Genomic DNA, 26,331 nt, shown 5'->3' with positions numbered 1-26,331 from the left:
CAGCTACGCTTTCAGCTGTTTAGAGCGCGAAATCCGAGGGATCGAAATTGACGATGACCTCGCTCCACGTGTCATATTTATCGGCCGGAAGGCCTTGGAAGGGCTGCGACTTCATCACGGCGCGGCGGGCACTGGCTTCCATCGTCCGGCGCGCCGTATCGGACCCACCCGTCGAGGAGACCTTCGGGCTGCCGACGATATTGCCGCCTTCATCGAGGCTGAAGCTGACGGTGATGATCATGCCCTGCAGGCCTTCGATGCCGGCAAAGGTCGACCAGTTGTTCTGGATCTGGCCACGCAAAGCATCCATCTCCGACATGCTGAGACTTTGACCACCCGTCGTCTTCTTGCCGCCAAGTGCTGCCGTCTGCGTCGAAGATTTCGCGCCGCTGCTCGGTGCATCCTGCTTATTCAGGAAATTCTCGATATCGTCCGGATTGAACTTGCTGTCGCCCGCCTTGGTGGTCTTGGCGGTTTCCTGCTTCTTCTCGGCCGGCTTCTTGTCCGGGGTCTTTTCAGCCGTCTTGGTCTCCGGCTTTTTCTCGACCGGCTTTTCCGGCGGTTTTTCGACGGGCTTTGCCTGTTCCTTTGGCGGCTCCGGCTTAGGACGCGCAGCCGGAAGCGGCACGCTGGAAGGCAGCGGCGTTTCTTCGGTCTTGGCTTCGGCAGGTGCCGGCGTCGGTTCCGGCGGTTTTGGGGTCGGCTGCTGGATTTCAGGTTTCGGCTGCGGCAGCGATGCGGTTTCGACCGGCTTTGGCGCGGTCTCTTCCTTCACCACGTCCTTGACCTCGTTGTTTTCCTTCGCCGTTTCCGGCATCGGCTTGTCCACTTTCGGCGGCGCAGCAGCGGATTCGGTCTTGACCGGCCGCTCGACCGGGACAGGCGCGCTTTTCAGGTCGACGGAATTGTCGCCGACATTCTGCGCATCCGGCACATTGGTCGGCTTTTTGGTCGGGGTGGGCGCGGACTTTTCAGCCTTCGGAGCTTTCTTGTCGCCTTCCTGAATCTGGGTGATCGATTCCACCGGCACGATATCGACCGGCAGCGCCTCGACCGGCGCCACTTCCATGGGCGCAGGCGCGCCTATCGACACCAGCGCAAAGGCCAGTGCCGCGGAGTGAAGAGCAAAGGATGTGCCGAGACTGGTCTTCATGGCACCCCGATCACTGCGTTTCCTGCAGGGTCACCAGACCGATATTCTTGAAGCCGGCCGCCGATACACGGGCCATGACCTTCATGACGATACCATAGGCAGCAGCGGTATCGCCGCGCACATAGATGCGTTCGTTATAACCGGTCGTGGCAATGGCTTCGAGTTTCGGCACGACTTCATCGATGCCGATCGGGGTTTCCTGCAGATAGATTTCGCCCGCCGGGTTGACGGAAATGGTGATCGGCTGCGTATCGGAATTCATGGCATTCGCCTGGGTTTCCGGCAGGTCGATCGGCACGCCGACTGTCATCATCGGTGCGGCCACCATGAAGATGATAAGCAGAACGAGCATGACGTCGACCAGCGGCGTCACGTTGATTTCGCTGATGGCGCCGCCACCTGCGCGACGACGGCGACCGCCGCGACGACCGCCACCACCACCTTTTGCACCTCCGGCCGACATGCCCATGGGTTATGCTCCTTGAACGCGTTGCGCCGTTGGGTTTACTGCGCGGCCTGACGCGGCTGCAGCTTTTCATCGATCTGGCGCGACAGGATGCCCGAAAATTCGTCGGCAAACCCTTCCATGCGCGCAGACAGTTTTCCGGCATCGGCCATGAACTTGTTGTAGGCGATAACCGCCGGGATAGCGGCAACAAGGCCGATAGCCGTCGCCAGAAGCGCCTCGGCGATACCCGGCGCAACAACCGCTAGGTTGGTGGACTTCGAGCCGGCAATCGCCTGGAACGAGGTCATGATACCGACGACCGTACCGAACAGACCGATGAACGGGCCGGCCGAACCGATGGTGGCAAGCGAACCGAGACGGGCTTCGAAACCTTCGGCTTCGCGGGCCAGTGTCACATCCATGGCGCGGTCGATACGCATCTGCAGGCCGATCGGCGAACGGGCGCCGCGCTCAAAGCTCTTCTTCCACTCACGCATGGCGGAGACGAAGATGGCGGCAAGGCCGACATTCTGGCGATCGGACAGGGTGCGATACAGCTCTTCCAGCGACTGACCGGACCAGAACACCTGCTCGAACTGGTCGAACTGGCGCTTGGCCTTGGCGAAGTTGATGTATTTGTCGATGACGATTGCCCAGGTCCAGACGGACGCGAACAAAAGGCCGATCATGACCAGCTTGACGATCAAGCCGGCCTGCATGAACAGCGCCCACAGACTGACATCGTGTGTCGCAGCTTCCAACGCTACCTGTTCCATGTAACTCTCAATCCCCGAATCCAAACGCCCGGCTTGTTCAAAGACCGGGCGGGTTCAAAAGCGCGCTCTCGCGAGTATGTGTCTGTTCGCTAAAGAAACCGACTGACCCCAGATACCCTAGGTTTTCAGCATGGCTTCTCGCTTTCAAATTTGGTCAAAGGAAGGCGTGCGTCGCACAAATTCCTCACGCTTTAGTAAGACATGATTATCGTTAAGAAAGGGTTACAATGAACTCAGCCATCTCCTTGGGATGACTCGTAAAAATCGCGTGAGGACCGACGTGATGGCGAAAGGCGGGTCTGAGCGTCGAAATCCACTGCGAACGAAATTGGTTGCAATTCGCAACCGAAATACTACCATCTGGCATCAGCAATGTACGCAACTCGAACGATCAGGAGGCCTACGATGTTGAAAAATCGAACGATTGCTCGTGAAGGCTGGGGCGGCGTCATCGGCAAATAAATGAAGATCGGTAGCCACCGCCTGAGCGGACCAGCGTTTACCGCAGTCGCCGCGCCGCCGTTGATCGCCGGAGCGGCTTTTCTTTATCTACAAACCTTTTATCCCGCCGCGATGACCTTCTATCAGGGCATTCTGCCCCCGATAGCCGTGCTCATCAGCGCATTGACCGCCATGCTCGGCGGCTTTCTGTTTGCCAGCTTTTCCATCGAAGCCCAGACACGCAATGCCAAGGTCAAGGCAGCCTACGATTCCATCGCCAAGAAGCAGTGGGACAAGGACTACATTGCTGCCCGCGAAACGTATCTGACCATTCAGAGAAAAGGTCTCGATCCAAGCCATTTCGTTCTGCCGGACGAGCATGAATTTGCCGAGGCAAAAGCCTATTGCGAGGCGCTTCGCAACATCATGAACGATTACGAACTGACGGCCATCGCCATTCAACAGAACGTCATCGACGAGGAGTTCGTCAAGCAGTGGCACAGATCGACCATGATACGCGACTTCAAGGTCCTCAGTCCGTACATTTATGCCGTCAGAACGAAAGCTGGCAGCGACCGAATCTACAGGGAGTTTGAATTGCTCGTTCGCCGGTGGGAATCCTCTCCACCAGCCTGAGCCCCCTACCCCGCCTTGCCCAAAAACTTCTCCGCAATCGTCTCCGGCAGCCGTCTCGGGCGACCGTGTTTGTTGATCACCGCGATCACCACCTTGGCCGAAATCAGCAACGTATCGCCGCGACGGATCTCCTGATTGAGCACCATCTTGGCGCCACCGGCCTTTTCCGTGATCGTCTGGATGGTGATCACATCATCCATCCGCGCCGGCTGCTTGAAGTCGATCTCCATGCGGTGAACGACGAAAACAAGCCCCTCGTCATCGACCGAAATCAACTGGCTCTGCTCGCAACCGAGGCAGCGCAGATAGTCGGACCGGCCGCGCTCGAGAAAGTGCAGATAACGGGCGTGATAGATCAGGCCGGAGAAATCCGTGTCCTCGTAATAGACCCGCTGCACCAGACGGTGACCATTTTCGATAAGTTCGCCTGAAAGCGAAAAACTGTGCTCAGTCATGGATATGCCTTGGAATTTTCATGTTGCGCCCTTCATAAGGGAGGGACAACACATCACGCCTTATTGCCTGTCACGAAACTTCCCTATCAGGAATTTTTGTCAAAACCAGCGGAGACATCATCATGAAGATTGCAGTTCTGGGCGGCGACGGATTTGTCGGCTGGCCGACTTGCCTTCACCTGTCGGATGCCGGACACGACGTCCATATCCTCGACAACCTTTCCCGCCGCTGGATCGATACCGAATTGGGCGTTCAGTCGCTGACGCCGATGGACTCGATACAGGAGCGCACCCGCATCTGGCATAACGAGACGGGCCGCCGCATCCATTTCAACCTGATCGACATCGCCAAGGACTACGAGCTTCTGAAGGGCTGGCTGGCAAAAAACCGCCCGGACGCAATCGTGCATTTCGCCGAACAGCGCGCCGCCCCCTATTCGATGAAATCCGACCGCCACAAAAATTACACCGTCAACAACAACGTCAACGCGACGCATAACGTCCTGAATGCACTGGTCGAGCTCGATCTCGATGCGCATCTCGTGCATCTCGGCACGATGGGCGTCTACGGTTATTCCACCGTCGGTGCGGCGATCCCGGAAGGGTATCTGCCGGTCGGCATCGAAACGATGGACGGCCGCACGGTTTCGCAGGAAATCCTCTATCCGGGCAATCCCGGCTCGATCTACCACATGACCAAGGTGCTCGATCAGCAGTTGTTCGCCTTCTATGCCATGAACGATGGCCTGCGCATCACCGACCTGCATCAGGGCATCGTCTGGGGCACGCATACCGAACAGACCCGCCGCCACGAGCAGCTGATCAACCGTTTCGATTACGACGGCGACTACGGCACCGTCTTGAACCGTTTCCTCATCCAGGCGGCGATCGGTTATCCGCTCACCGTACACGGGGTCGGCGGCCAGACGCGTGCCTTCATCCATATTCAGGATTCGGTGCGCTGCATCGAAATCGCGCTCAACAACCCGCCGGCCAAAAACAGCCGCGTCGAAATTTTCAACCAGATGACGGAAACCCACCGCGTTCGCGATCTGGCCGAGATGATTTCGAAAATGAGCGGCACGGACATCGCCTGGTTGCCCAACCCGCGCAAGGAAGCGCCGGAAAACGATCTCGTCGTCAAGAACGACAAGTTTTTGGGGCTCGGCCTGCAGCCCACCACGCTTGGCGAGGGCCTGCTGGCGGAAATCGTCGACGTTGCGAAGAAATACGCCTATCGTGTTGATCGTACACGCGTTCCGGCCGTTTCCGCATGGACGAAGGATATCGCCGCCAAGATCGAGCATGATCCGGAGGGCAAGAGGTTGAAGTCGGTTTCGTAAGAAGACCATTGCACTGGGGAACAGAATTTCCCCTCGCCGTCATCCTCGGGCTTGTCCCGAGGATCCAAGCATGTTGAAGAGCATTCGACGGTGATAGATGCTCGGGTCAGGCCCGAGCATGACGACCGTTGGGACTATTGGGGGACGCCGCCACACCATGAACCACGCCTTCGTCACGCTCGTCACCAATGCAGACTACGCCATGGGCGCGACGGCACTCGCCCGCTCCATCCTGCATACCGGCACGGATGCCGATATCGTCGTGCTGCATACCGGCGCCGTCTCCGATCTCGACCTGTTGACGCTGACGGCACTCGGCTGCCGCCTCATAAAGGTCGAACATCTTCCCCTGTCAGACGACTTCAACGAACGCCATGCCCGTAAAAACCTGCATGGCGCCGCCCCCTTCACCAAGGGCCGCAAGCCGGAATTTCACACGCCGCTCGACAATTTCTGCAAGCTGCGCCTGTGGCAGCTGACCGAATACGAACGCGTGATCTTCATCGATGCCGATGCACTCGTGCTCAAAAACATCGACAAGCTGTTTTCCTATCCGGAATTCTGCGCTGCGCCGAATGTCTATGAAGGCCTTGGCGATTTTCACCGGATGAATTCCGGCGTTTTTGTCGCCAAACCCTCGCTCGAAACATTTGACGCCATGCTTGCGGCGCTCGACGTGCCGGACGCCTTCTGGCGACGTACCGACCAGACGTTTCTCGAACATTTTTTCCCCGACTGGCACGGCCTGCCGGTAACGATGAACATGCTGCAATATGTGTGGTTCGCCCTGCCGGACCTGTGGGATTGGAAAAGCATCTGCGTGCTGCATTACCAGTATGAAAAACCGTGGGAAACGGATCATCCGAAGGCGGACAAGCTGCGGCCACTGATCGACCTCTGGCACGCATTCCACGAGGGTCGCGAAGTGCCGGATATCTCGGCGCTCGAAAATCCCTCGGACCGGCCGCAATGAAGGTACTTGTCTCCGGCGGAACGGGGCTTGTCGGACGCTATGTCGTCGATGGATTGCTGCGCGCCGGACATGAGGTGCTTGTAGGCGGGCGCTCTCCGTCGATCTCCCTCCTTGTGGAGGAGATGGCCGGCAGGCCAGTGGGGGACTTTCCAAACACGCCATCCTTCACTAACCTCACCCTCGACCCGACGCTCGACCAGCGCGAAACATTCGCCGGCATCGACGCCTTCATCCACCTCGCCTTCGACCACCTGCCCGGCCGCTACCGGGGCGGCGAAGGTGATGATCCGGCGCGGTTCCGACGCCTCAATCACGACGGCAGCGTCAAGCTGTTCGAGGATGCCAAGGCGGCCGGCGTCAAGCGCTGCATCTTTCTCTCCAGCCGTGCCGTCTATGATGGCCGGCCGGCTGGCAGCGTGCTGAGAGAAGAGATGCCCCTGTCGCCGGATAGTCTCTACGGTCAGGTCAAGCTTGAGTCGGAACAGGCACTTGCGGCGCTTTCCTCCAGCAGTTTCATCACCACCAGCCTGCGTGCCACCGGCGTTTACGGCCATCACCGCCCCAACAAATGGGACGCGATGTTCGAAGATTATCGTGCTGGCAAGATGGTCGCGTCGCGCGCCGGAAGCGAGGTCCATGGCGATGATCTGGCAGCAGCGATCCGTCTGCTATTGGGGCGGAATGCCGATGTGGTGAGGGGAAAGGCGTTCAACGTATCCGACATGATCGTCGACACGCACGAAATCCTGTCGCTGTATGCGCAGGTAAGCGGTGTGCGACATCCTGCGCCCGCGCCCGCCGATCATGCATCGGTAAACGCCATGGACACGGCGCGCCTCAAAGCACTGGGCTGGCAGCCGGGCGGACGGTCACGGCTTGAGGAGACCGTGCAATCTCTCGCCAGACCGATTGGATTTTCACGTCCCTAATGCGCTTTCACAGGCCTCTGCCGCCGTGACTGCCTCTGCCCTTCCACCCAGGTTTTTCCCGCATCGCCGCCCCAGAGCAGCCACGCAACATATCCGGCGGACGGATCATCATCATTGCCAAAATTTTCGGCGCGTTTATCGACGTTATGGCGGGCAAAAAACGCAGCCATGCGCTTCATTACATCGTCGGAAAGCGGCTTGCGGTTCTTGAGGTCACGGGCGCGGGCAACGCCCACCATTGTGCCGCCACGATGAAATTTTTGCCGGAGCGCCAGCCCCTTTCGAGCGGCCTGCGAAACCGGTTCGGGCGGAACGTACTGAAGGTTACCGGGTGCATGCTTATCTGTCATGGGCAGGCCTCACTTCAGACCGGCTTTTCAGCACACGGTCGCCGCCTTCCTGACGGATCAGGTAAGCCGGTTCCTTGTCATCGGCCTTGCGCTTGATCAGTTTGCCTTTGATCTTTCGCGACACGTCTTCGGTGAAGGTTTTTTCAACCTTGCCCTCGGCGCTATTGGCACCCCAAGTCCATTCAACCCTGGTGCCGGCACGGATTTGTCTCATGTTTCGCTTCCTTTGCGAGATATGTCTCACATGGGCGAAACTGGCCCCGGCCGGGATTGTTCCGGCCAAGGCGTTATCGGAAAAGTCGGGTCAGTCGCCGATCTTCTGCATCATCGACAGATTCCCAAAAATCTCGACGGAGCGCAGGCGCGCACCGAGATCGTGAACCGGCATGGAAACGATCAACTCATCGGCTGCCGTGTCCGTCAGGAATTCCCCAAGCTGCCTTTCCAGAGTTGCCGGTGAGCCAACGGCGGCGAAACGCAGCGTATGATCGACGTTGATGCGCTCGACCTCGGTCCAGTGCCCGTCCATGCTGGCCACCGGCTTCGGAAATTTCGTGCGCACATTCTTGCGCAGATTGACGAACTGCTGCTGCGATGAGGTGAAGAGGCGTTTTGCCTCCTCATCGGTTTCCGCGCCCACACCCATGACGCCAACCATGACATAAGGCTTGTCGAGCATGGCAGACGGCTGGAACCGTTCGCGGTAAATGGAAAGCGCCTCGAACAGCATGTCCGGCGCGAAATGCGAGGCGAAGGCATAAGGCAGGCCGAGTGCCGCTGCGAGATGCGCGCTGTAGACACTGGAGCCGAGCAGCCAGACCGGTACATTGGCTTCGACGCCCGGAATGGCAAGGATGGCCTGGTTTTCCAGCGGCGTGCTCAACAGATGCTGCAATTCGAGAATGTCGTTCGGAAAATTGTCGACCCCGGCATCCATGTTGCGGCGAAGCGCCTGCGCGGTGCGCATGTCTGTGCCCGGCGCACGACCGAGGCCAAGATCGACGCGTCCCGGAAACAGCGCTTCCAGCGTGCCGAACTGTTCGGCCACCACAAGCGGGGAGTGGTTGGGCAGCATGATGCCGCCGGAACCAACGCGGATACGTTTGGTCGCCTGCCCGATATGGCCGATGACGACAGCGGTGGCGGCGCTGGCAATGCCCGGCATGCCGTGATGTTCGGCCAGCCAGACACGTTTATACCCTTCATCCTCGGCTTTTACGGCCAACTGGCGAGATTCTTCGAGCGCGTCGGATGCGGTCTTGCCCTCGCCGATGGGCGAAAGATCGAGAATGGAAAATGGGATCATGACGAAATCCTGCTGGCAAACATGAAAATGCGGCGGACGATGATCCACCGCATCTCCCATGTAGGGAAGCCTAGCCCAGATGCTAAGGCCCCCGAATTGATTTTCGCCAGATCGCCGTCACATAACTGTCGTAGCGGCGGCGGCTATTTGACGCGGCGCAGATAAGGCCTCGGCCCCGACGGACGGGATGTGTTGGCGGGCGTCGGCATCGGCGGAAAGGCAGGAAGCGACGGTGTGGCCTGCTGAAACAGGGCAAGCTTCAGCTCAAGGCGACCAAGGCTGCGCGACAGGGCACTCATCGCCAGCACGGTCCTTTCAACCGTATTGGCATGACCGCGTGCACCCGCTTCAAGCTCACGCGCGACCAGTTCCACGTCTCCGATGACGGCGGCATCCTCGTGACCGGCGCGGGCCAGAATGGCGGCGCGATCTTCAAAAATTTCGATCTGCTGGCCAACCGCCTCGATATCCACCAACGCCTTTTCCACGGCAGCGGAGGCCGCAGTTGTCTTGGCCATATTGGGCACGGTCACGCCCGACAGCTTGCCCGCAGCACGGGCGGCCCGGTCGGCAAGCGCCCTCACCTGCTCCAGCAAGGCAGCCATATCCTGTCCCGCTTCACCTGATTGAACGGCGCCGATGCCGAGGTTGAGCGAGGCAAAGCTGGTTTCGCGCAGGATATCCCTAACGCTATCCGCCGTCTCATTCATTTCCGCCGAGGCTTTCGCGGCGGCATCCACAGCCGTTCTGGCGGATGCGATCGTTTGTGCGCATTGCAGGATTTCCGCGCGCGCCCACGCCGCCAGTGCGGCAAGCTCCTGCGCCTCTTCTGCACGTGCCGCGGCACCATGCCCAAGTATCGAGGCGGAACGGCGCAATTCGATAATGCCGCTGGCCTGATCGGCGCCCTGTTTGGCAAGGTCGGTGCTTGCAGCAAGCGCAATGCCTGTGTCGCGGACGATGGCCGCATGACTGCCATCGCCACCAATGCTTTCGGCAATCATCACCGAGGCGCGATTGAAATGAAGGCGCACCGGCTCCAGTTCCGGCGGCATGGCAAGTTCCAGCTGCATGCCGAGTTCGCCGTTTGCCAGACGCCGCAAGCCATCGGCCAGTTCGGCAACGGCGGCATGGCGCACATCTTCCTCGGACGACCGCCTCAACACTTGCGAGGCCAGGAGATCTTCGGCGGAGCGTCGGTGCTGCTCCTGCTGCTCTGCTTTACGGTTACGATCCGCAACCACCTGCCGCAGTCGCAGGAGAGACCGCATCGAGGCGGTCAGGTCTCCGCTGCAGGCAAGCGGCAGCCCGAGGCCCGAGACCGGCTGCCCTCCCCGCGCGACTTCCGCGCTTAGCTTGCGCAAGGCCATCTCCAGTCGCTCGAGCGGATCGCGCACCAGCCGCGCCACCGCGATCAGCGCCGCCAGAGTGAGCAACAGCGCCGAGGCGCCCATGAGCGGAACCAGAATGTTTGGCCCCTCCGCATGGTCGACCGGAGCCGCCTGCGCCATCATGGCGCCGACAGCCAGAGCATTCAATATTAACAGAACGGAAAGGACCTGAACCGGCCGCGCCCGCAACTGCTTCACTATCGTCATCATGACCTCCTCCTCCCGTCACCGTTTCGGGATTTACATCAGCAACGACTGATATACGGACGAAGTTTCAAACGCCGTTGGAAGAGGATTAACCGGACGTTAATACGGGCCGTGTTTTTGGTTTGTTCGCATTTGACTGGCCGGCTTTCGGCAGGCGCGATAGGGTACACGGCATGACACAGACGATTCGCATTATCGGCATCGATCCGGGACTTCGCCGTTGCGGCTGGGGCGTCATCGAAACGCTCGGCAATTCGCTGCGCTTCGTGGCGTCGGGCACCGTGACCTCGGATGGCGACATGGATCTCGCTTCGCGCCTGTGCCAGTTGCATGATGGCCTCGCCGAGGTCGTGCACAGCTACCAGCCGCACGAGGCTGCCGTCGAACAGACTTTTGTCAACAAGGATGCGGTGGCAACGCTGAAGCTCGGTCAGGCTCGTGGCATTGCCATGCTGGTGCCGGCCCGCGCCGGACTGCCGGTGGCCGAATACGCACCGAACGCGGTGAAGAAATCCGTCATCGGCGTCGGCCACGGCGACAAGAAGCAGATCCACATGATGCTGAAAATCCTGATGCCCAAGGTGGAATTCAAGGGCAATGACGCAGCCGACGCGCTCGCCATCGCCATCTGTCACGCCCACAATCGTGGCGGCAACCGCATGCGCCAAGCACTGGCGGGGTGAGTTCCGGCACGTTTGTTCTTGACTTGTTCTCAAGGTAAGATAAATTCTTACTCGAAGGAGCAAAGCCATGCGCGTCACATCCAAAGGACAGGTAACCATACCCCGCGACCTGCGCGAACTGGCAGGCATAACGCCCAATAGCGAGGTCATCTTTGGCGTCGAGGGTGGCGTCATCACCATCACGCCCAAGCATGGCGTGACGGCCGAAGCCGACCGTGCACGTCTGGACCGGTTCATTACAACGCTCGACCAACTGGGTGGCACTGGTGATCAGTCCGTGGATGCCGATGAACTCATGCGCGTCACCCGCGACCGGTAGTGAGACATGACGACACTGGTCGATACCAATATTCTGGTGGATCTCGCCGTGCGCGATGCCGCATGGCTGGACTGGTCGCGCGCGCAATTGCTGGCGGCCATGAAGCGTGGCAGCGTGGTGATCAATCAGATCATTTTTTCCGAATTCTCCTATCGCTACGACGATATCGACACGGTCGAAGCACTTCTGCCACGCGATCAGTTCACGCGCGAAAACCTGCCCTGGCCGGCGGCATTCGCCGCTTCCTATGCTTTTCGCCGCTGTCGATCGGCGGGCGGCAGACGCGACCGCGTTCTGCCCGACTTTCTGATCGGTGCGCATGCGACCGTGCGCGGCTACAAGCTGCTGACCCGCGATCCATCCGGTTACCGCGCCTATTTTCCGTCGCTCGACATCATCTCCCCCGACACCCACCCTATCTCAGGACCCAGCACATGATCGGCAAGCTCAAAGGCACTATCGACGAGATCGGCGACGACCATGTGCTGATCGACGTGCATGGCGTCTGTTACGAAGCCTTCTGCTCGTCACGCACCCTGTCGCGCATGAATGTCGGAGAGGCGGCGATCCTGTTCATCGAAACCTATGTCCGCGAGGACCAGCTAAAGCTGTTCGGTTTCGTTTCGGCGCTGGAACGCGAATGGTTCAACCTGCTGCAGAGCGTGCAGGGCGTCGGCTCCAAGGTGGCGCTGGCGGTGCTGTCCACCCTCACCCCATCCGAACTCGCCAATGCGATCGCGCTGCAGGACAAGACGGTTGTTTCGCGCGCGCCCGGCGTCGGGCCAAAGGTGGCGGTGCGTCTCGTGACCGAACTGAAGAACAAGGCTCCGGCATTCGCCGGCGAGGCTTCGGGCAATATCGGCTTCAAGCAGGAACTCGGCGAAGGTGTCGCCTCCGCGCCGGTGTCCGATGCAGTCTCGGCGCTTACCAATCTCGGATATTCGCGCGATCAGGCCGCCAATGCGGTGGCGGCTGCCATGAAGACGGCGGGCGAAGGTGCCGACAGTGCCAAACTGATCAGGCTGGGATTGAAGGAACTGGCGCGGTAAAATCCGACGAATAGGCATCCGTCGGAAAATCTGCTATTCTTCGGAAGACGGTATGGGAGCAATCCAATGAAGGCATGGGAAGCAACATTGTCGGCCAAGGGACAGGTTACCATTCCTAAAGAGATGCGCGAAGCGCTCAACCTGAGGGCGGGCGACCAGCTGATCTACAGCGTCGTGGATGGCGAAGTCATCGTGACGCCGAAAAATATTGACTTCAAGGATCTGGCCGGCTTTCTCGGGGACCCGCCGAATGGTCCTGCAACGCTCGAGGAGATCGACACGGCAATCGTCCAAGCCGCGGGCGACAATGCGCTTGATACGGATGACGACAACGCCGACGTCGCCGCATGATCATGATCGGGCTTGAGACCAATGTGGTCATCCGCCTTTTGACCAATGACGATCCTGCGCAAAGACGCGCGGCATTACGGTTTGCGGAGGGTCTGGGCGTAAAGCATACCGGATATATGACGCTCATCGGGATCGTTGAACTCGATTGGGCGCTAAGGTCGCGACTTGGGTTTTCCAGACAAGCCTCCATGGACGCTATCGGAAAGTTACTGCAGACACGCGGACTGATGATTGAACATCACGATCTCGTGGTAAAAGCGTTGCGACAAGCGACCAGGGAACGAGCCGACTTCGCCGATGCCCTGATCGCGGCACGCTCGCTCGACGCAGGCTGCACATCGATAAAAACCTTCGACCAAAAGGCCGCCAGCCGCGTGCCCGGAATGGAACTGCTCGCATGACAGACGATACCCGCCTCATCTCGCCGGAAAAGCGGGGCGAAGACCTCGACACGGCGCTGCGTCCGCAGTCGCTGGATGAATTCACCGGCCAGGCGGAGGCCCGCGCTAATCTGAAGATCTTTATCGAGGCGGCGAAGAACCGTGGCGAGGCGCTCGATCACGTCCTGTTCGTCGGCCCGCCGGGGCTGGGCAAGACGACGCTGGCGCAGATCATGGCCAAGGAACTCGGCGTCAATTTCCGCTCCACGTCCGGCCCTGTCATCGCCAAGGCCGGCGATCTGGCGGCACTTCTGACCAATCTCGAAGAACGCGACGTCCTGTTCATCGACGAAATCCACCGCCTCAACCCGGCCGTCGAGGAAATCCTCTACCCGGCCATGGAGGATTTTCAACTCGACCTGATCATCGGCGAAGGCCCGGCCGCACGCTCGGTGAAGATCGATCTGTCGAAATTCACGCTGGTCGCCGCCACCACCCGTATCGGCCTGTTGACCACACCGCTGCGCGATCGTTTCGGCATCCCGGTGCGATTGTCCTTCTACACGGTCGAAGAACTGGAAGGCATCGTGCGCCGTGGCGCCCGGCTGATGGGCCTTGCCATGACGGACGACGGCGCCCGCGAAATCGCCCGCCGCGCCCGTGGCACGCCGCGCATCGCCGGCCGTCTTCTGCGCCGCGTGCGCGATTTCGCCGAAGTGGCGCACGCCGAGGCCGTGACCAAGGAAATCGCCGACGAGGCACTGGTGCGCCTTAATGTCGACCACGCCGGTTTCGACCAGCTCGACAAACGCTATCTCAACATGATCGCGGTGAATTTCGCCGGCGGTCCCGTTGGCATCGAAACGATTGCAGCAGGCCTGTCCGAACCGCGCGACGCGATCGAGGACATTATCGAGCCCTACATGATCCAGCAGGGTTTTATCCAGCGCACCCCGCGCGGCCGCGTGCTGACGGCCAACGCCTGGAAACATCTCGGGCTTCAGCCGCCCAAGGAAATGGAAGCAGCACAGTTTCGCATGAGCCTGGAAGATGAGTAAGAAACCGCAGGACCTACGTATCCGCAAGAAGTTCAGGCCGGGCCGCGTCTTCCAGATGCGCATTGCCGGCCTCGCCTTTCGCGAGGGCCATGTGCTGGTCCACCGCGCCGTACACGAAACCTTCTGGACCTTTCCGGGCGGCCGCGCCGAAATGGGCGAAACCTCTGAGGAAACGCTGGCACGCGAAATGGTCGAGGAACTCGGCGTGACCGCCAAGATCGGCCCGCTTCTCTGGGTGGTCGAAAACTTCTTCCATTACGAGGAAAAGGACTGGCACGAACTCGGTTTTTATTACCGCATGGAACTGCCGGAGAGTTTTCCGTTCCATGAGAGCGATATCGTCCATCGCGTCATCGATACTCATGAGCTCGAATTCAGATGGGTAAAGGCGACATCTGAGGCGCTGAAGGAACTCGATATCCCACCCTATTTCATCGCCGACGAGATCGAGACCCTGCCGGCGTCGCCGCGTCATGTGGTCTGGCGGGATGGCGATCTGGACGTGAAGGCATAAACGCAAAACGGGGCCTTCCGGCCCCGATCGCAATCTCAAAATCCTGAAAAACTCAGGCCGAAAGTTTGGCCATGACTTCGTCGGACACTTCGAAATTCGAATAGACGCTCTGCACGTCGTCATCGTCTTCCAGCGTTTCGATCAGCTTCATGATCGAGAGTGCCCTGTCTTCGTCCACCTCGATCGGTGTCTGCGCCTTCCAGATCGCCTTGACGGTCTCGGCTTCGCCGAGCACGCCTTCCAGCGCCTTGGACACTTCGTTCATGTCTTCGAAGCTGCAATAGATCGTGTGGCCGTCTTCGTCCGAAACAACGTCATCGGCACCGGCTTCGATCGCCGCTTCCATGACCTTGTCGGCATCGCCGACAGAAGCCTTGTAGGTGATTTCACCGACATGGTCGAAGGAGAACGAGACCGAACCGGTTTCGCCGAGTGCGCCGCCGGCCTTGGAGAAGGTCGAACGCACGTTGGATGCCGTGCGGTTGCGGTTATCGGTCAGCGCTTCGACGATGACCGCCGTGCCGCCCGGGCCGTAACCTTCATAACGGATCGCGTCATAGGTCTCGGCATCGGCGCCCGAGGCCTTCTTGATGGCGCGGTCGATATTGTCCTTCGGCATGGACTGCGCCTTGGCGTTCTGCACGGCCAGACGAAGTGCTGCGTTCATGGTCGGGTCAGGCAGACCCGTCTTTGCGGCAACCGTGATTTCACGCGCGAGCTTGGAGAACATCTTGGAACGGATACCGTCCTGCTTGCCCTTGCGGTGCATGATGTTCTTGAACTGTGAATGGCCAGCCATGGCACCCCTGCATCATTTATAATGGAATGGCCGCCTTATAGTTTCGATGGCTGTGCTGTTCAAGAGGGGGCGGCTGTCTCAGGCCGTTACCGTCTCCCGGCCTTTTCGAGGAACAAAGCCGCCGGTCGCGTCGTTTTTCGCTGCGAACAGAAATGATCCCGACCAAGAGGAGAACACCGATGGCAAGCCTGACAGAAGCCCGCGAAGCCCCCGCCCGCCAGCTCTGGGACGAGATCGCCGAAATCCACGCCGGCATGCTCGGCATCGAAGGCGCTCGAGCGCACATGCAGCCGATGGCGCCGCATGCCGACCCGAAGACCAACACGATCTGGTTCTTCACCAAGACCGATACGGATCTGGCGCAGGCCATCCGCCCCGGCACACGTGGATATTTTTGCGTGGTCGGCAAGAACCACGATTACCATGCCAGCCTCGGCGGCACGCTGGAACTGCGCGCCGATCCTGCCAAGATCGAGGAATACTGGAGCAGCGTCACCGCCGCCTGGTACGAGGACGGCAAGGCCGATCCGAAGCTGACGATGATCGCCATGCATGTCGATGACGCCGACATCTGGGCCTCCACCGACAGCAAGCTGAAATTCGGCTGGGAAATCGCCAAGGCGAATTATTCGGACGAAAAGATGCCGGAAGTGGGCGTAAAGCAGCATCTGGCGTTCGCGTAAACGCCGGCTGGATCCCCTAATGGCTGGAGCCGCGAACGAAAAAGTTCGCGGCTTTTTTAATGGTTATTGATGACGACGGAGAGGCTCTACAAACCCTTCGGCACCAAAATCGTTGGCTTTTTTGGCAAACTTCTCATCGAAACGGAAATCACGTCATCCTTGGCATAAGCGATATCGAATTTCGTATCGAACATGGACAGAAACGCATCCAGCGGCGGGCCAAACCGGTGCATGGGCAGGATCAGCGACGAGCGCAGCCGCTGCACCACTCGGCTCATGCTATCGGCCCCCATTGTGAGGCCGCCATCCACCGGCACCATCAACACGTCGAGCCGACCGATCTGCGTATATTGCTGCTCGTTCAGTTCGAAATGCAGATGGCCGAGATGGCCGATGCAAAGCCCCGCCACTTCGAAAATGAAGATGGAATTGCCGTTTTCCTCGATGCCGCCGCCCCAGTTGCGGATATCGGAGACGACATTTCGGATATAGGCATCACCGACCAAAACATTGTGCTGCGCCTTTTCCCCCGGTACTTCACCCCAGCCCGGCAGCACAGTCTTGATGCCGGGATCGGGCGTCAGCGTGTAATGGGTGGAATGCGCCCGGTTCATGGTGATCACGTCGGGCAGGCGATAGGGTTTATAGACACCGCTGTAATCGGTGGCGATGCCGATGCCGCCAGGTGTTTCAATGAAATAGGTTGAATGGCCGACAAAGGTGATTTTTACCTGTTCCTTGTCCGCCATCGCCAGCCTGCTGTTCGCCTGCGCCTTCCAGATTGGTAGCGACGCGGATGGCGAAAAATTGGCGTAGGTGGCGCGCGGGAGGCCTTGCGCGATCGCCTGGCACTGGCTGACCGGAAGCCCGTCACCGCCGCCTCTCGGCTGGATCGGCGATTGCGCCAGAGCCGGATTTGCGGCTGTGGCCAGAATGGAAAGAACGAATGCGAATGCCCGCAGCATCATGCCACTCCCCGCTCGGTTCATTGCCGCTCTCGCGACCCGTCCATGAACGGAAAGATGCGGGAAGTGTCTGGATCGGTCCAGCCGGTTATGACATCGCGATCGTCACGTTTTAGTCATTGCCCTTCAGCCGCCGGCACCCTGATAGCGCCGCTGGCAGGCCTGCCAGACCAGCATGGCGACCACCACCATGAGCGGACCGGCAAGGATGGCGGCAAACGGCGCGGCATCGCCGATAAACGGAACCGGCTTGCCCAGAAGGGCTGCCACCGGCACATAGCCCATGAACCCCAAAGGCACGATGGAGAGAAGCAGGAACTGCAGTGGCATGGCAAAAATGGCGAGCGGATAACGCGACATTTCCAGAAAATCGAAATAGAGCCCGAACAGGTAACGCGAACGGGTCAACACCAGCGCCAACGCGGCGATCGCGGTCAACATCGCGCCGCTCAGAAGCGCTGCGCTGACCAGGCTGAGCGCAAACTGCAATACCGTCACAACGGACCAATCGAGCCCGAGCTGAAACAGCGCCCATACGATCATGCCGATGCCGAGCGAGACGTGACCGCCATATTCGATATTGATGCCGGAAAAGACCAGAAAAGCCCAGGGACTGACCGGACGCACCAGTAACGTGTCATAGGTTCCGTGCCGCACCAGTTCTTCCATGGCCCGCAACTGGACAAGCGTGAAAAGCGCGCCGAGCGAATAGGCAAGCGTGTGAAAGCCAAGCATCAGGGCAATTTCCGGCCATGTCCAGCCGCCGATCTTTTCGAAACGGCTGGCGATGATCCAGATGGTTCCGTAGGTGCTGGCATAACCGAAGGCCTGCGCCACCCAGCCGATGACAAGATTGGCGCGGTATTGCAGACGGGTGCGCACCTGCATGCGCATGAGGTGAAGATAAAGCGATAGGCTGTGGCGCATGTCATCAGCCTCCATGCACGACCATGCGGCGGCAGGCGGCGCGCCAGATCAGCGCCACCACACACGCCATGATCACCGCCCATGCCAAGCCATAGAGAAGATGAAGCAGGCTCGATGCCAGATCGAACTGGCCGAGATAGATCGCCAGCGGATAGAAGCTGATCCAGGCAAAGGGCAGATGGCGAACGACATCCGCGATCGCCTCCGGATAGAACCACAAGGGCACCAGCCCGCCGGAAAAGAAGGCCAGCGTTCCGCGCAGCAGCCATTCGAGCGTCAGAAAATCCGTCATCCAGAAACCGATCATCAGGACCGCGATGGCAATGGTGAACAGCAGGAAAATCGACAGCGCCAGAGAGGCGGCAAACAGCAACGCATGGCCAAAACTTGCCGGCGGCGTCAGACCATATATGGCACCCATCAGAATGATGACGGGAATGCCGACCATCAGCATTTCATGAATGCGCACACCAAGCTGGCGGGCAAACAGGCTGACCGGATAATGATAGGGGCGGGTCAGGTGATTGACCACATCACCGCTGACGATATCGGCCCGCATTTCCCGCACCAGCTGGTTGATATCCCAGGTCGTCAGCAGCGTGGCGCCGAGAATGGAATAGGTGATCATCTGCGCAAGGCTGATGTCGCTCGATCCGGCACCATACAGAAACACGGACTGCCAGATCGAGGCGCGGGCGGTAACATTGATGATGCCGCCGATCAACAGGGTCCAGAATTTGGCGCGAAAGCTCGATTCAATACGAAAACCGGCAGAGGCGAGAGCAATGAACATGGGCTACCCCACCCGTTTCGGGCGCAGGGCTTCAGCAACTGTCGGCGATAAGGTCGTCTCCCGCGCCTGATAATAGGTTCGGATCACCTCCTCGATATCCGGCTCGTGCAGATGCACATCCACCAGTTCGGCATCGGATTTCAGTGCCGCGATGATCTCCACCAGCGAGCGTTTTTCGTCGGCAAGAAGGAATGTGCGGATGACGCCCTCGCCGCCTGCCAGCACGGCACCGGCCAGCGTCACCGTTCTCGGTTCCGTCGCAAATTCCAGCGTCAGTTTTTTGCGCGCGCCAAACGTGGTGTTGAGGTTGGCGAGCGGCCCATCGAACAGCAGCTTGCCATCATCGACCATGATCAGACGCGGGCAGATTTCCTCGATATCGCGCAGGTCATGGGTGGTGAGAATGATCGTCGTGCCGCGCTCGCGGTTGATGCGGGAAAGCAGCTTGCGCACAACATCCTTGGCGACGACATCCAGCCCGATCGTCGGCTCGTCGAGAAACAGGATTTTGGGTTCGTGCAGCAGCGTCATGGCGATTTCGCCGCGCATGCGCTGGCCGAGGCTCAACTGTCGCACCGGTCGCTCCAGAAACGGGCCGATCTGCAGCATATCGATGAGTTCCGCCCGCACGATGTTGAACCGCGCCTTTTCCACGCGGTAGATGCGCCGGTGCAGTTCAAAACTTTCATAGAGCGGCAAATCCCACCACAACTGGCTGCGTTGGCCGAACACGACGCCGATATCCCGCGCATTGGCGATACGTTCCACATGCGGCACGCGGCCGAGCACATTGACTGAGCCGGCCGTGGGCACCAGCACGCCCGTCAGCATTTTTATCATCGTGGATTTGCCGGCGCCGTTCGGCCCGAGATAACCGACCGCCTCCCCCGACTCTATGGCAAAGGAAATGCCGTCCACCGCCTTCACATCGCGCGTGACGGGCGCAAGGAAATTGCGAAACGCACGGGCAAGACCGGACTGCGGCACTTTCTGCGCAAACCATTTGGTCGCGCCGTCGGCGTGGATGATGGGGGGCATGGCGGGAGTTCCGTATGAGGGAGCCGAATCCGGTACATGCCCAGTATGACGGTCACGCGACAGGTGCCAAGGTGTGAGATTTGAGGGGATGGAGAGAAGAAATGTGTGGCGGACAGCAAACTCCACCGTCATCCCTGTGCTTGTCACAGGGATCCAGTCAGCCCAAGTCCTTGGGCTGAAAAGACTCTTTCGTCACGCGGACGCGTGGCCGCTGGATCCCGGCTCAAGGCCGGGATGACGCAGAACTCAAAGCCTCACCGCCAGAAGCTCGGAATATTCTCCGCCAGCCGCGGTCCGATCCGCAGCGGCTCGATCTTTTCCGCCAGACCCGTTGCATCGGAAATCTCGACACCGACACCGCAGATCGTGGCCGGGCCGGATGCCGCCTCAAAACGGCCCTTCGGCATTTTCGAAATGAACCGGTTGAGCGGCTCTTCCTTTTCCATGCCGAGCGACGAGTCGTAATCACCGCACATGCCGGCATCCGACATATAGGCGGTGCCGCCATTCAGGATTTGATAATCGGCGGTCGGCACATGCGTATGCGTGCCGACGACAAAGGAGGCGCGACCATCGACGAAATGGCCAAAGCACTGTTTTTCGCTGGTGGCTTCCGCATGGAAATCGAAAACGATGACATCGACCTGATCCTTCAGCGGCGCGGCTTCAAGGATCGCCTCGGCCGACTTGAAAGGGTCGTCCAGTTCCGGATGCATGAACACACGGCCCATGATGTTGGCAACAAGCACACGCGCACCGTTGCGGGCGTAGAAGACGCCGGAGCCCTTGCCGGGCGTGCCGGTCGGGTAATTGGCCGGGCGTAAAAACTGGTCGTGGCGGCCGGAGAAGCTGACGGCTTCCTTCTGGTCCCAGACATGATTGCCGGTGGTCACCACATCGGCGCCGGCATTGATGGTCTCGAGAAAGATGTCTTCGGTGATGCCGAAACCGCCGGCGGCGTTCTCACCGTTGACGATGACGAAATCCAGCTTCAGGTCGGAGACGAGGCCCGGCAGTTTGTCCCAGACGGTCGTGCGTCCGGTCTTGCCCACCATGTCACCAAGAAACAAAAGGCGCATGCTATTCCAATCTGTGCCTGTCAGATGGTGATGCCGGCCGCGCCCCTCTCAGGCGAAGGGCCGGTAACCGCTTTCCGTCAGGATCGCGTCCAGTCTGATGTCGTGAGGTTCTACCGGCACTGATGCCACTTCCTGGCAGTCGAATGCAATGCCGATCAGCCTCGGATTGTGGCCTTTTTGGTGCATTTGGTGAATGGCGCGGTCGTAATAACCGCCGCCATAACCGATCCGGTTGCCGGATTGGTCGAATGCGGCGAGCGGCACGAGCATGATGCCGGGGTCGAGAACCGGCTCATGGGGAGCCGGGCCATAGGTGCCGAACCCCATGGAAATCAGTTCCGCATCCGGCCGGTATTCCCGAAACACGATGGTTGTCTTGTCGAGAATGGCCGGCAGGCAAAGCCGTGCGCCTTCTTCCGCCAATGCCGCCATCAGCGGCTTCAGATCGACTTCGGAGCGGATCGGCAGAAAGCCGGAAACGATGGTGCCGGGTGAGACAGGGATGGCGCCAAGACCGTGAGCGGTCAGCGACAGGTTCTTTTCCAGCCGCAGCTCGACGGGGATGGCATCACGGGCGGCAAGCCGCCCGTTGCGAAGCTCCGCCTTTTCCGGCGAAGAAACCATCAGTCCTCAACCTTTTCGCGGCTGATCAGCAGCTTGTCGATACGGCGGCCGTCGAGATCGATGACTTCGAATGTCCAGCCATGGGTCGAAAATTTTTCGCCCAGTTCCGGCAGGTGTTTCAATTCGTCGATAACGAAGCCGGCGACGGTTTCGTAACCCGGGTCTTCCTCGATCGAAATGCCCATCTGATGGCCGAATTCGTCGACCGGCATCCAGCCGGCCACGAGATAGGAACCATCATCGCGAGGTACGATGGCCGGTTCCTCGATCTCGTCTTCCTGGAACACGCCGGTGATCGCTTCGAGAACGTCGCCCGAGGTGATCACACCTTCGAAATGACCGTATTCGTCATAGACCAGCACCATATGCGCCGGCGCCTTGCGCAGCGCCTGGATGACATCGAGCGCACCGGTGAGGTCGGACACGACAGGCGCATCACGCAGCGAGGATTTCAGGTCGATCAGCTTGCCGCCGGCCATGAAGTCGTAGGCGTCCTTGACGAACAGAACACCGATGATTTCGTCCGAGCTTCCCTTGCGCACCGGCAGGCGCGAACGGTGCGTATCGCGCAACTGGGCGCGGATTTCCTCGACATCGTCTTCGGTATCGATCACCTCGACGTCGCGGCGCGGCGTCATCAGGCCACGCGCGGTGCGGTCGGCCAGACGCATGACACCGGAGATCATTTCGCTTTCGCCGCTTTCAATCACGCCGGCGCTCTGCGCTTCGGCGAGAACGGTGCGGATTTCCTCATCGGTGACGCGATCCTCGCTCTCGCCGCTCTGGCCGAGAAGCTTCAGCACCGTGCGGCCGGAAATATCCAGGAACCAGACAATCGGCGCACCGATCTTCGACAGCAGCCACATGGCCGGCGCAACGCGCGAGGCAACCGCTTCCGGATTGCGCAGCGCCACCTGCTTGGGCACCAGTTCACCGATGATCAGCGACATATAGGTGATGATCACCACCACAGTACCGACGCCGAGCCAGTCGGCGAGGTTTTCCGACATGCCCTGCAGTTCGAGCCAGCCGGTCAGGCGGGCACCCAGCGTGGCGCCGGAAAAGGCACCGGAGAGGACGCCGACCAGCGTGATGCCGATCTGCACCGTGGAGAGGAAGCGGCCGGGATCTTCGGCCAGCTTGATGGCGCGGGCTGCACCCCGGTTGCCCTGCTCGGCCATCACCTTGAGGCGGATCGGACGCGAGGAAACAACGGCGAGTTCCGACATGGCGAGAACACCGTTCAGGACCGTGAGGCAGACCACGATAAGTATTTCGGTTAACAAGAGAAGCTCTCTTTTTAAATGGAAGAATTGGGGATTGGAACTGAAGGATCCGGCTGAGGCGCGTGCGGTTCATGCCCCACGATCGTCACGCCGGAATGGAAAAAGCCCTACGCAAAGCGCAGGGTCCGGCGTCTCAGCAATGTCTCACACAGCGTTCGGAAAACCGTCGCCGGTTCAGGGATGTCATGGTCCTGTATCCGTCAATATGCCTGCAAGAATAGGGGCGCGATCCCCGCTTGGCAAGGACGGCCGTCAAATGAAATCTCGGAACAGGCATTTTTCCGAGCGATGGTCAGCCCTGAAGGTTGATCGGCAGCTCGGCACGGGTGCCGATGGCAACCGGCACGTAGGTCACGGCGGAGCCGAGTGTGGAGGCCATCGACTTGATGATACGCGTGCCGAGACCAGTGCCCTTGGGGGCGGCATCATCGAGACAGCCGATGCCGTCGTCTTCCACCGCCAGCAACGCATGCGTATCGTCGGATCTCTTGAAAATGACCCGCACCTCTCCATCCGTACCGGTCGGATAGGCATATTTGATGGCGTTGGTCAGAAGCTCGGTAACGATCATGCCGACCGAAACCGCGCGATCGGAAGACAGGGAAATTTCCTCGGCCTCGAGCCGGATCGATGGTCCCTTGTCGCCCATTTCCACCGAACGCTGCACTTCCTTGACCAGCGTTTCGAGATACTTGTCGATCTCGACCGTGCGCACATCGTCGGACGTATAAAGGCTGCGGTGCATGCCGGCGATGGCGGAAATACGCGCCTGCGTTTCCGTCAGCGCCTCCTTCACCTCGTCGCTGCGGCTACTCGTCACCTGCAGGCGGATCAGCGCCGCCACCAGCGCCAGACTGTTGGCCACGCGATGGTTGACCTCGGCCAGCAGCACTTCGGCGCGTTCCTTGCCGATGCGGATTTCGGCCTCGGCCTTTTCCTTGGCCCGGCGCAGTTCCGCAGTGGCAATCGACTGGCGGATGGCGTTTTCCATCAGCGACCAGAACTCGTCGCCCACCGTCTTGATAACGTAGTCCGACGCACCGTTCTTCAAGGCATCGATCGCGATCGTGGCTTCGCTCGAACCGGTCACATAAATGACCGGTAGCTCGATGCCACGCTCCTTCAACCCGCGCAGCACATCCTGCCCTGTCTCAGCGCGCAAATAATGGTCGAGCACGATGGCATCGATGCCGCCCTCTTCCGCAAGCGCAAGACCGGTCGCGCCATCGACGGCATGTTTCAGCACATAACCGGCGCGGCCGAGATACCGTTCCGCGAGCCGCCCGAGGGCGACATCGTCATCAATATAAAGAACGGTCTGCGGCATCGGCGCGATGGCCTTTTCATTCAAAAGAGGTCAGGGAATCTGCATGACCGAGAAGAACAGACCGAGCTGCCGGATCGCATTGGCAAAGCTCTCGTATTCCACCGGCTTGGTGATGTAGACATTGGCGCCGAGATCGTAACAGCGCTGGATTTCGCGCTCGTCATCGGTGGTGGTGAGGATGACCACCGGCAGGCGCTTGGTGTGCTGGTTGGACTTCACCTTTTCCAGGATGTCGATACCCGACATGTCCGGCAGGTTGAGATCGAGAAGGATCAGCAGATAACGGCCCTGCGACACATCGCCGGAACGGTCTGGCCCGAGAATGTAATCGAGTGCGGCATTGCCGTTGGTGAAGGGAACGATGTCGTTGTTGACGCCCGCGCGACGAACGTTCTTTTCGATGAGGCGGGCATGGCCCTCATCGTCCTCGATCATGACGATGGTGACTTCCTTACCGGCAGCTTTCATGACCCGTTGCTCCTGACATACTGGGACAAATCCACGGGCAGACGGATCACGAATGTAGACCCGCCCCCCAACGTGGAGGTGACCGTAATGTCCCCACCTAAATTTCTGACTAACGATCGCACATGTGCAAGACCGATACCCTCACCGGCCTTGTCCTGCAAGCCGGAACGGCGGAACAGTTCGAATACCCGTTCGTGGTCTTCCGGCGCGATACCGCGTCCGTTGTCGGCAACCTCGATGCGCAACGCAGATCGGCCAACCGGATAAGCGCGCACCGAAAGCTGTAACGGCTTTTCCGGATTGCGGTATTTGACGGCATTGTCGAAAAGATTGCCAAACACCTGCTCCAGCGAAAAGCGATCAGAAACCAGGCCCTTGGCAGCGTTGACCGCAATCTTGACCTCACCACCGGCCTCGACAACCTGATGGTTGATGGTTGCGGCCGTCACTTCCAGCATTTCGGAAAGATCGATCGGCTCGGGCTTCAATTCGCGACGCCCGTCGCGCGAAATTTTGAGGATGGCGTTGATCAGGCCGTCCATCTTCTTCGTCGAAGAACGGATGAAGGAGATCGCTTCCGGCAGATCTTCCTCGACAGCGAAACGTGCCTGCCTGACCTGTTCCTCGCCGGGCATTCCCTCGGCCAGAACATAGGCCTGGATATCCTTCATGGTGGTTTCCAGCTCGCTGGTGAAACCCATGATGTTGACGAGCGGCGCGCGCAGGTCGTGCGAAACGATATAGGCGTAACGCTGGATCTCGCTATTGGCACGCATCAGGTCTTCGGTGCGCTCGTCGACGCGCGCTTCAAGGCCCGTATTGAGAAGCTCGACCTCCTGGCGCGACTTCTGCAACGCCCTGACATGCTGGGCGACGATGGCGATGGCGCCGCCGACAACGATGAGAATGACGAGACCACCGCCGACGCTGACCCATTGCAGGCTTTCGGAGGAGCGACGCAGTTCGGCAATGCCCTGGGTCAGGCGCGTATCCATCACCCCGATGATGCCGTTGAGGATGGTGGACATCCGCTCCATGATCAACCGGCCGGAATCGTTGCGGACAATGGCAACGGCACCGCGCAGGTCATTGTTGTTCATGCGATCGAAGGTCGATTCCATCTCGTGGATCTTGTCGCCGATCAACTGGCGCAATTCGTCGATCGGAACCGGCGCGTAGGTCTGGGCACTTCCCGAGCGCTCCAGCTTTGCGAGCTGGCCCGGAATGGCGTCGCGCGCCTCGTTGAAAGTGCGCAGGAAAGCGGCGTCGCGGGTGAGAAGGTAACCACGCTGGGCCGTTTCGGCCGCCTGCACGCGCAACAGAAGATCGGCAGAATTGGTGCGCACGGCACGCAGCCGCGTTACCTCGTTGAAATAGTCACTGGTGTTCTGCGCCAGGAAAAACGACGACAAAACAATACCAAGCATGATCACGCCGCCGACAAGCAGCATGAGCAGCGACGAGCGCGCGAAAGTGTTGTTCAGAATGGCCATGCGTGCGGCTTGATCTCCCCGCAGACAGAAGTGGGGAGGACGACATGGAAGTCAAGGAGTTAGGTTGGTTCATACAGGTAGGAACTC

Annotated in this window: 32 protein-coding genes; 13 read left to right on the top strand and 19 right to left on the bottom strand. The window is 59.7% G+C overall.

Features of this window, described 5'->3' with window-relative positions:
• Nucleotides 1-19: 19 nt before the first annotated feature.
• The 3 genes from ACRQ1B_RS02520 to tolQ are packed head-to-tail and all read right to left on the bottom strand — an operon-like array spanning nucleotide 20 to nucleotide 2,377.
• Complete coding sequence (locus ACRQ1B_RS02520) at nucleotides 20-1,153, bottom strand: UCP034077 family protein (RefSeq protein WP_432292091.1); 1,134 nt, start codon at nucleotides 1,151-1,153, stop codon at nucleotides 20-22.
• Nucleotides 1,154-1,163: 10 nt separating this feature from the next.
• Entirely contained in the window at nucleotides 1,164-1,622 is a 459-nt protein-coding gene (gene tolR / locus ACRQ1B_RS02515) for a protein TolR (protein ID WP_432292090.1), read from the bottom strand.
• A gap of 35 nt (nucleotides 1,623-1,657) precedes the next feature.
• Nucleotides 1,658-2,377: a protein TolQ gene (gene tolQ, locus ACRQ1B_RS02510; RefSeq protein WP_432292089.1), complete on the bottom strand. Its 720-nt coding sequence runs from the start codon at nucleotides 2,375-2,377 to the stop codon at nucleotides 1,658-1,660.
• A gap of 462 nt (nucleotides 2,378-2,839) precedes the next feature.
• Here tolQ and ACRQ1B_RS02505 point away from each other — a divergent pair, with 462 nt between their 5' ends.
• Nucleotides 2,840-3,454: a DUF4760 domain-containing protein gene (locus tag ACRQ1B_RS02505; protein ID WP_432292088.1), complete on the top strand. Its 615-nt coding sequence runs from the start codon at nucleotides 2,840-2,842 to the stop codon at nucleotides 3,452-3,454.
• Nucleotides 3,455-3,459: 5 nt separating this feature from the next.
• Here the strand turns inward: ACRQ1B_RS02505 and ybgC are convergent, their stop codons facing one another.
• Nucleotides 3,460-3,909, bottom strand: a complete 450-nt coding sequence (ybgC, locus tag ACRQ1B_RS02500; RefSeq protein ID WP_432292087.1) for a tol-pal system-associated acyl-CoA thioesterase — start codon at nucleotides 3,907-3,909, stop codon at nucleotides 3,460-3,462.
• 122 nt (nucleotides 3,910-4,031) lie between these two features.
• On the opposite strand from ybgC, the gene ACRQ1B_RS02495 reads away from it, so the two are divergent.
• From ACRQ1B_RS02495 to ACRQ1B_RS02485, 3 genes are all read left to right on the top strand, one after another.
• Entirely contained in the window at nucleotides 4,032-5,252 is a 1,221-nt protein-coding gene (locus ACRQ1B_RS02495) for an NAD-dependent epimerase/dehydratase family protein (RefSeq protein ID WP_432292086.1), read from the top strand.
• Nucleotides 5,253-5,409: 157 nt separating this feature from the next.
• Entirely contained in the window at nucleotides 5,410-6,225 is an 816-nt protein-coding gene (locus ACRQ1B_RS02490; protein WP_432292085.1) for a glycosyltransferase, read from the top strand.
• A complete protein-coding gene (locus ACRQ1B_RS02485) occupies nucleotides 6,222-7,154 on the top strand; it encodes an NAD-dependent epimerase/dehydratase family protein (protein ID WP_432292084.1) in 933 nt (310 codons plus the stop codon). The genes ACRQ1B_RS02490 and ACRQ1B_RS02485 overlap by 4 nt, the downstream gene beginning before the upstream one ends.
• Here ACRQ1B_RS02485 and ACRQ1B_RS02480 read toward each other — a convergent pair.
• From ACRQ1B_RS02480 to ACRQ1B_RS02465, 4 genes are all read right to left on the bottom strand, one after another.
• Entirely contained in the window at nucleotides 7,151-7,504 is a 354-nt protein-coding gene (locus tag ACRQ1B_RS02480; RefSeq protein WP_432292083.1) for a hypothetical protein, read from the bottom strand. The genes ACRQ1B_RS02485 and ACRQ1B_RS02480 overlap by 4 nt on opposite strands.
• A complete protein-coding gene (locus tag ACRQ1B_RS02475) occupies nucleotides 7,494-7,718 on the bottom strand; it encodes a hypervirulence associated TUDOR domain-containing protein (RefSeq protein ID WP_432292082.1) in 225 nt (74 codons plus the stop codon). Before ACRQ1B_RS02475 ends, ACRQ1B_RS02480 begins: the two co-directional genes overlap by 11 nt.
• 90 nt (nucleotides 7,719-7,808) lie before the next feature.
• Nucleotides 7,809-8,810, bottom strand: a complete 1,002-nt coding sequence (locus ACRQ1B_RS02470; protein ID WP_432292081.1) for an LLM class flavin-dependent oxidoreductase — start codon at nucleotides 8,808-8,810, stop codon at nucleotides 7,809-7,811.
• 143 nt (nucleotides 8,811-8,953) lie between these two features.
• Complete coding sequence (locus tag ACRQ1B_RS02465) at nucleotides 8,954-10,411, bottom strand: hypothetical protein (RefSeq protein ID WP_432292080.1); 1,458 nt, start codon at nucleotides 10,409-10,411, stop codon at nucleotides 8,954-8,956.
• Between the two features lie 170 nt (nucleotides 10,412-10,581).
• Here ACRQ1B_RS02465 and ruvC point away from each other — a divergent pair, with 170 nt between their 5' ends.
• From ruvC to ACRQ1B_RS02425, 8 genes are all read left to right on the top strand, one after another.
• Nucleotides 10,582-11,091 carry a crossover junction endodeoxyribonuclease RuvC gene (gene ruvC / locus ACRQ1B_RS02460; protein ID WP_306837075.1) on the top strand — a complete coding sequence of 170 codons (510 nt, stop codon included), beginning with the start codon at nucleotides 10,582-10,584 and terminating at the stop codon, nucleotides 11,089-11,091.
• A 67-nt stretch (nucleotides 11,092-11,158) separates the two neighbouring features.
• The gene (locus ACRQ1B_RS02455; protein WP_432292079.1) at nucleotides 11,159-11,410 is read left to right on the top strand and encodes an AbrB/MazE/SpoVT family DNA-binding domain-containing protein; all 252 of its coding nucleotides are present in this window, start codon (nucleotides 11,159-11,161) and stop codon (nucleotides 11,408-11,410) included.
• Nucleotides 11,411-11,416: 6 nt separating this feature from the next.
• Entirely contained in the window at nucleotides 11,417-11,848 is a 432-nt protein-coding gene (locus ACRQ1B_RS02450; RefSeq protein ID WP_432292078.1) for a type II toxin-antitoxin system VapC family toxin, read from the top strand.
• Nucleotides 11,845-12,459: a Holliday junction branch migration protein RuvA gene (gene ruvA, locus ACRQ1B_RS02445; RefSeq protein WP_432292077.1), complete on the top strand. Its 615-nt coding sequence runs from the start codon at nucleotides 11,845-11,847 to the stop codon at nucleotides 12,457-12,459. The genes ACRQ1B_RS02450 and ruvA overlap by 4 nt, the downstream gene beginning before the upstream one ends.
• Nucleotides 12,460-12,525: 66 nt before the next feature.
• Entirely contained in the window at nucleotides 12,526-12,810 is a 285-nt protein-coding gene (locus tag ACRQ1B_RS02440) for an AbrB/MazE/SpoVT family DNA-binding domain-containing protein (RefSeq protein WP_432292076.1), read from the top strand.
• Nucleotides 12,807-13,211 (top strand): type II toxin-antitoxin system VapC family toxin, encoded by a 405-nt coding sequence (locus tag ACRQ1B_RS02435; RefSeq protein WP_432292075.1) that lies wholly within the window; start codon nucleotides 12,807-12,809, stop codon nucleotides 13,209-13,211. The genes ACRQ1B_RS02440 and ACRQ1B_RS02435 overlap by 4 nt, the downstream gene beginning before the upstream one ends.
• The gene (ruvB, locus tag ACRQ1B_RS02430) at nucleotides 13,208-14,248 is read left to right on the top strand and encodes a Holliday junction branch migration DNA helicase RuvB (RefSeq protein ID WP_432292074.1); all 1,041 of its coding nucleotides are present in this window, start codon (nucleotides 13,208-13,210) and stop codon (nucleotides 14,246-14,248) included. The genes ACRQ1B_RS02435 and ruvB overlap by 4 nt, the downstream gene beginning before the upstream one ends.
• On the top strand, nucleotides 14,241-14,762 hold the full coding sequence (locus ACRQ1B_RS02425; protein WP_432292073.1) for an NUDIX hydrolase: 522 nt from the start codon (nucleotides 14,241-14,243) through the stop codon (nucleotides 14,760-14,762). The genes ruvB and ACRQ1B_RS02425 overlap by 8 nt, the downstream gene beginning before the upstream one ends.
• A gap of 52 nt (nucleotides 14,763-14,814) precedes the next feature.
• Here ACRQ1B_RS02425 and ACRQ1B_RS02420 read toward each other — a convergent pair whose 3' ends face one another.
• Complete coding sequence (locus ACRQ1B_RS02420) at nucleotides 14,815-15,561, bottom strand: YebC/PmpR family DNA-binding transcriptional regulator (RefSeq protein ID WP_432292072.1); 747 nt, start codon at nucleotides 15,559-15,561, stop codon at nucleotides 14,815-14,817.
• Nucleotides 15,562-15,740: 179 nt separating this feature from the next.
• On the opposite strand from ACRQ1B_RS02420, the gene ACRQ1B_RS02415 reads away from it, so the two are divergent.
• Nucleotides 15,741-16,244, top strand: a complete 504-nt coding sequence (locus ACRQ1B_RS02415) for a pyridoxamine 5'-phosphate oxidase family protein (RefSeq protein ID WP_432292071.1) — start codon at nucleotides 15,741-15,743, stop codon at nucleotides 16,242-16,244.
• Nucleotides 16,245-16,330: 86 nt separating this feature from the next.
• Here the strand turns inward: ACRQ1B_RS02415 and ACRQ1B_RS02410 are convergent, their stop codons facing one another.
• From ACRQ1B_RS02410 to ACRQ1B_RS02365, 10 genes are all read right to left on the bottom strand, one after another.
• Complete coding sequence (locus tag ACRQ1B_RS02410; protein WP_432292070.1) at nucleotides 16,331-17,212, bottom strand: MBL fold metallo-hydrolase; 882 nt, start codon at nucleotides 17,210-17,212, stop codon at nucleotides 16,331-16,333.
• Nucleotides 17,213-17,335: 123 nt separating this feature from the next.
• Nucleotides 17,336-18,136 (bottom strand): ABC transporter permease, encoded by an 801-nt coding sequence (locus ACRQ1B_RS02405; RefSeq protein ID WP_432292069.1) that lies wholly within the window; start codon nucleotides 18,134-18,136, stop codon nucleotides 17,336-17,338.
• 4 nt (nucleotides 18,137-18,140) lie between these two features.
• Complete coding sequence (locus tag ACRQ1B_RS02400) at nucleotides 18,141-18,929, bottom strand: ABC transporter permease (protein ID WP_432292068.1); 789 nt, start codon at nucleotides 18,927-18,929, stop codon at nucleotides 18,141-18,143.
• Between the two features lie 3 nt (nucleotides 18,930-18,932).
• Nucleotides 18,933-19,967 (bottom strand): ABC transporter ATP-binding protein, encoded by a 1,035-nt coding sequence (locus tag ACRQ1B_RS02395; protein ID WP_432292067.1) that lies wholly within the window; start codon nucleotides 19,965-19,967, stop codon nucleotides 18,933-18,935.
• 254 nt (nucleotides 19,968-20,221) lie between these two features.
• Entirely contained in the window at nucleotides 20,222-21,046 is an 825-nt protein-coding gene (locus ACRQ1B_RS02390) for a TIGR00282 family metallophosphoesterase (RefSeq protein ID WP_432292066.1), read from the bottom strand.
• A gap of 48 nt (nucleotides 21,047-21,094) precedes the next feature.
• Nucleotides 21,095-21,670 carry a 5-formyltetrahydrofolate cyclo-ligase gene (locus tag ACRQ1B_RS02385; RefSeq protein ID WP_432292065.1) on the bottom strand — a complete coding sequence of 192 codons (576 nt, stop codon included), beginning with the start codon at nucleotides 21,668-21,670 and terminating at the stop codon, nucleotides 21,095-21,097.
• Nucleotides 21,670-22,956, bottom strand: a complete 1,287-nt coding sequence (locus tag ACRQ1B_RS02380; protein WP_432292064.1) for a hemolysin family protein — start codon at nucleotides 22,954-22,956, stop codon at nucleotides 21,670-21,672. The genes ACRQ1B_RS02385 and ACRQ1B_RS02380 overlap by 1 nt, the downstream gene beginning before the upstream one ends.
• A gap of 292 nt (nucleotides 22,957-23,248) precedes the next feature.
• Nucleotides 23,249-24,283 (bottom strand): sensor histidine kinase, encoded by a 1,035-nt coding sequence (locus ACRQ1B_RS02375; protein WP_432292063.1) that lies wholly within the window; start codon nucleotides 24,281-24,283, stop codon nucleotides 23,249-23,251.
• Between the two features lie 30 nt (nucleotides 24,284-24,313).
• Complete coding sequence (locus tag ACRQ1B_RS02370; RefSeq protein ID WP_432292062.1) at nucleotides 24,314-24,751, bottom strand: response regulator; 438 nt, start codon at nucleotides 24,749-24,751, stop codon at nucleotides 24,314-24,316.
• A complete protein-coding gene (locus ACRQ1B_RS02365) occupies nucleotides 24,748-26,244 on the bottom strand; it encodes a sensor histidine kinase (RefSeq protein ID WP_432292061.1) in 1,497 nt (498 codons plus the stop codon). Before ACRQ1B_RS02365 ends, ACRQ1B_RS02370 begins: the two co-directional genes overlap by 4 nt.
• Nucleotides 26,245-26,331: the final 87 nt, after the last annotated feature.

Origin of the sequence: Endobacterium panacihumi (assembly GCF_050847465.1) — a bacterium.
Lineage (GTDB): Bacteria > Pseudomonadota > Alphaproteobacteria > Rhizobiales > Rhizobiaceae > Neorhizobium > Neorhizobium panacihumi.
The sequence above is the reverse complement of the archived record's forward strand: the minus strand, read 5'-3'. Positions and strand labels throughout refer to the sequence as shown.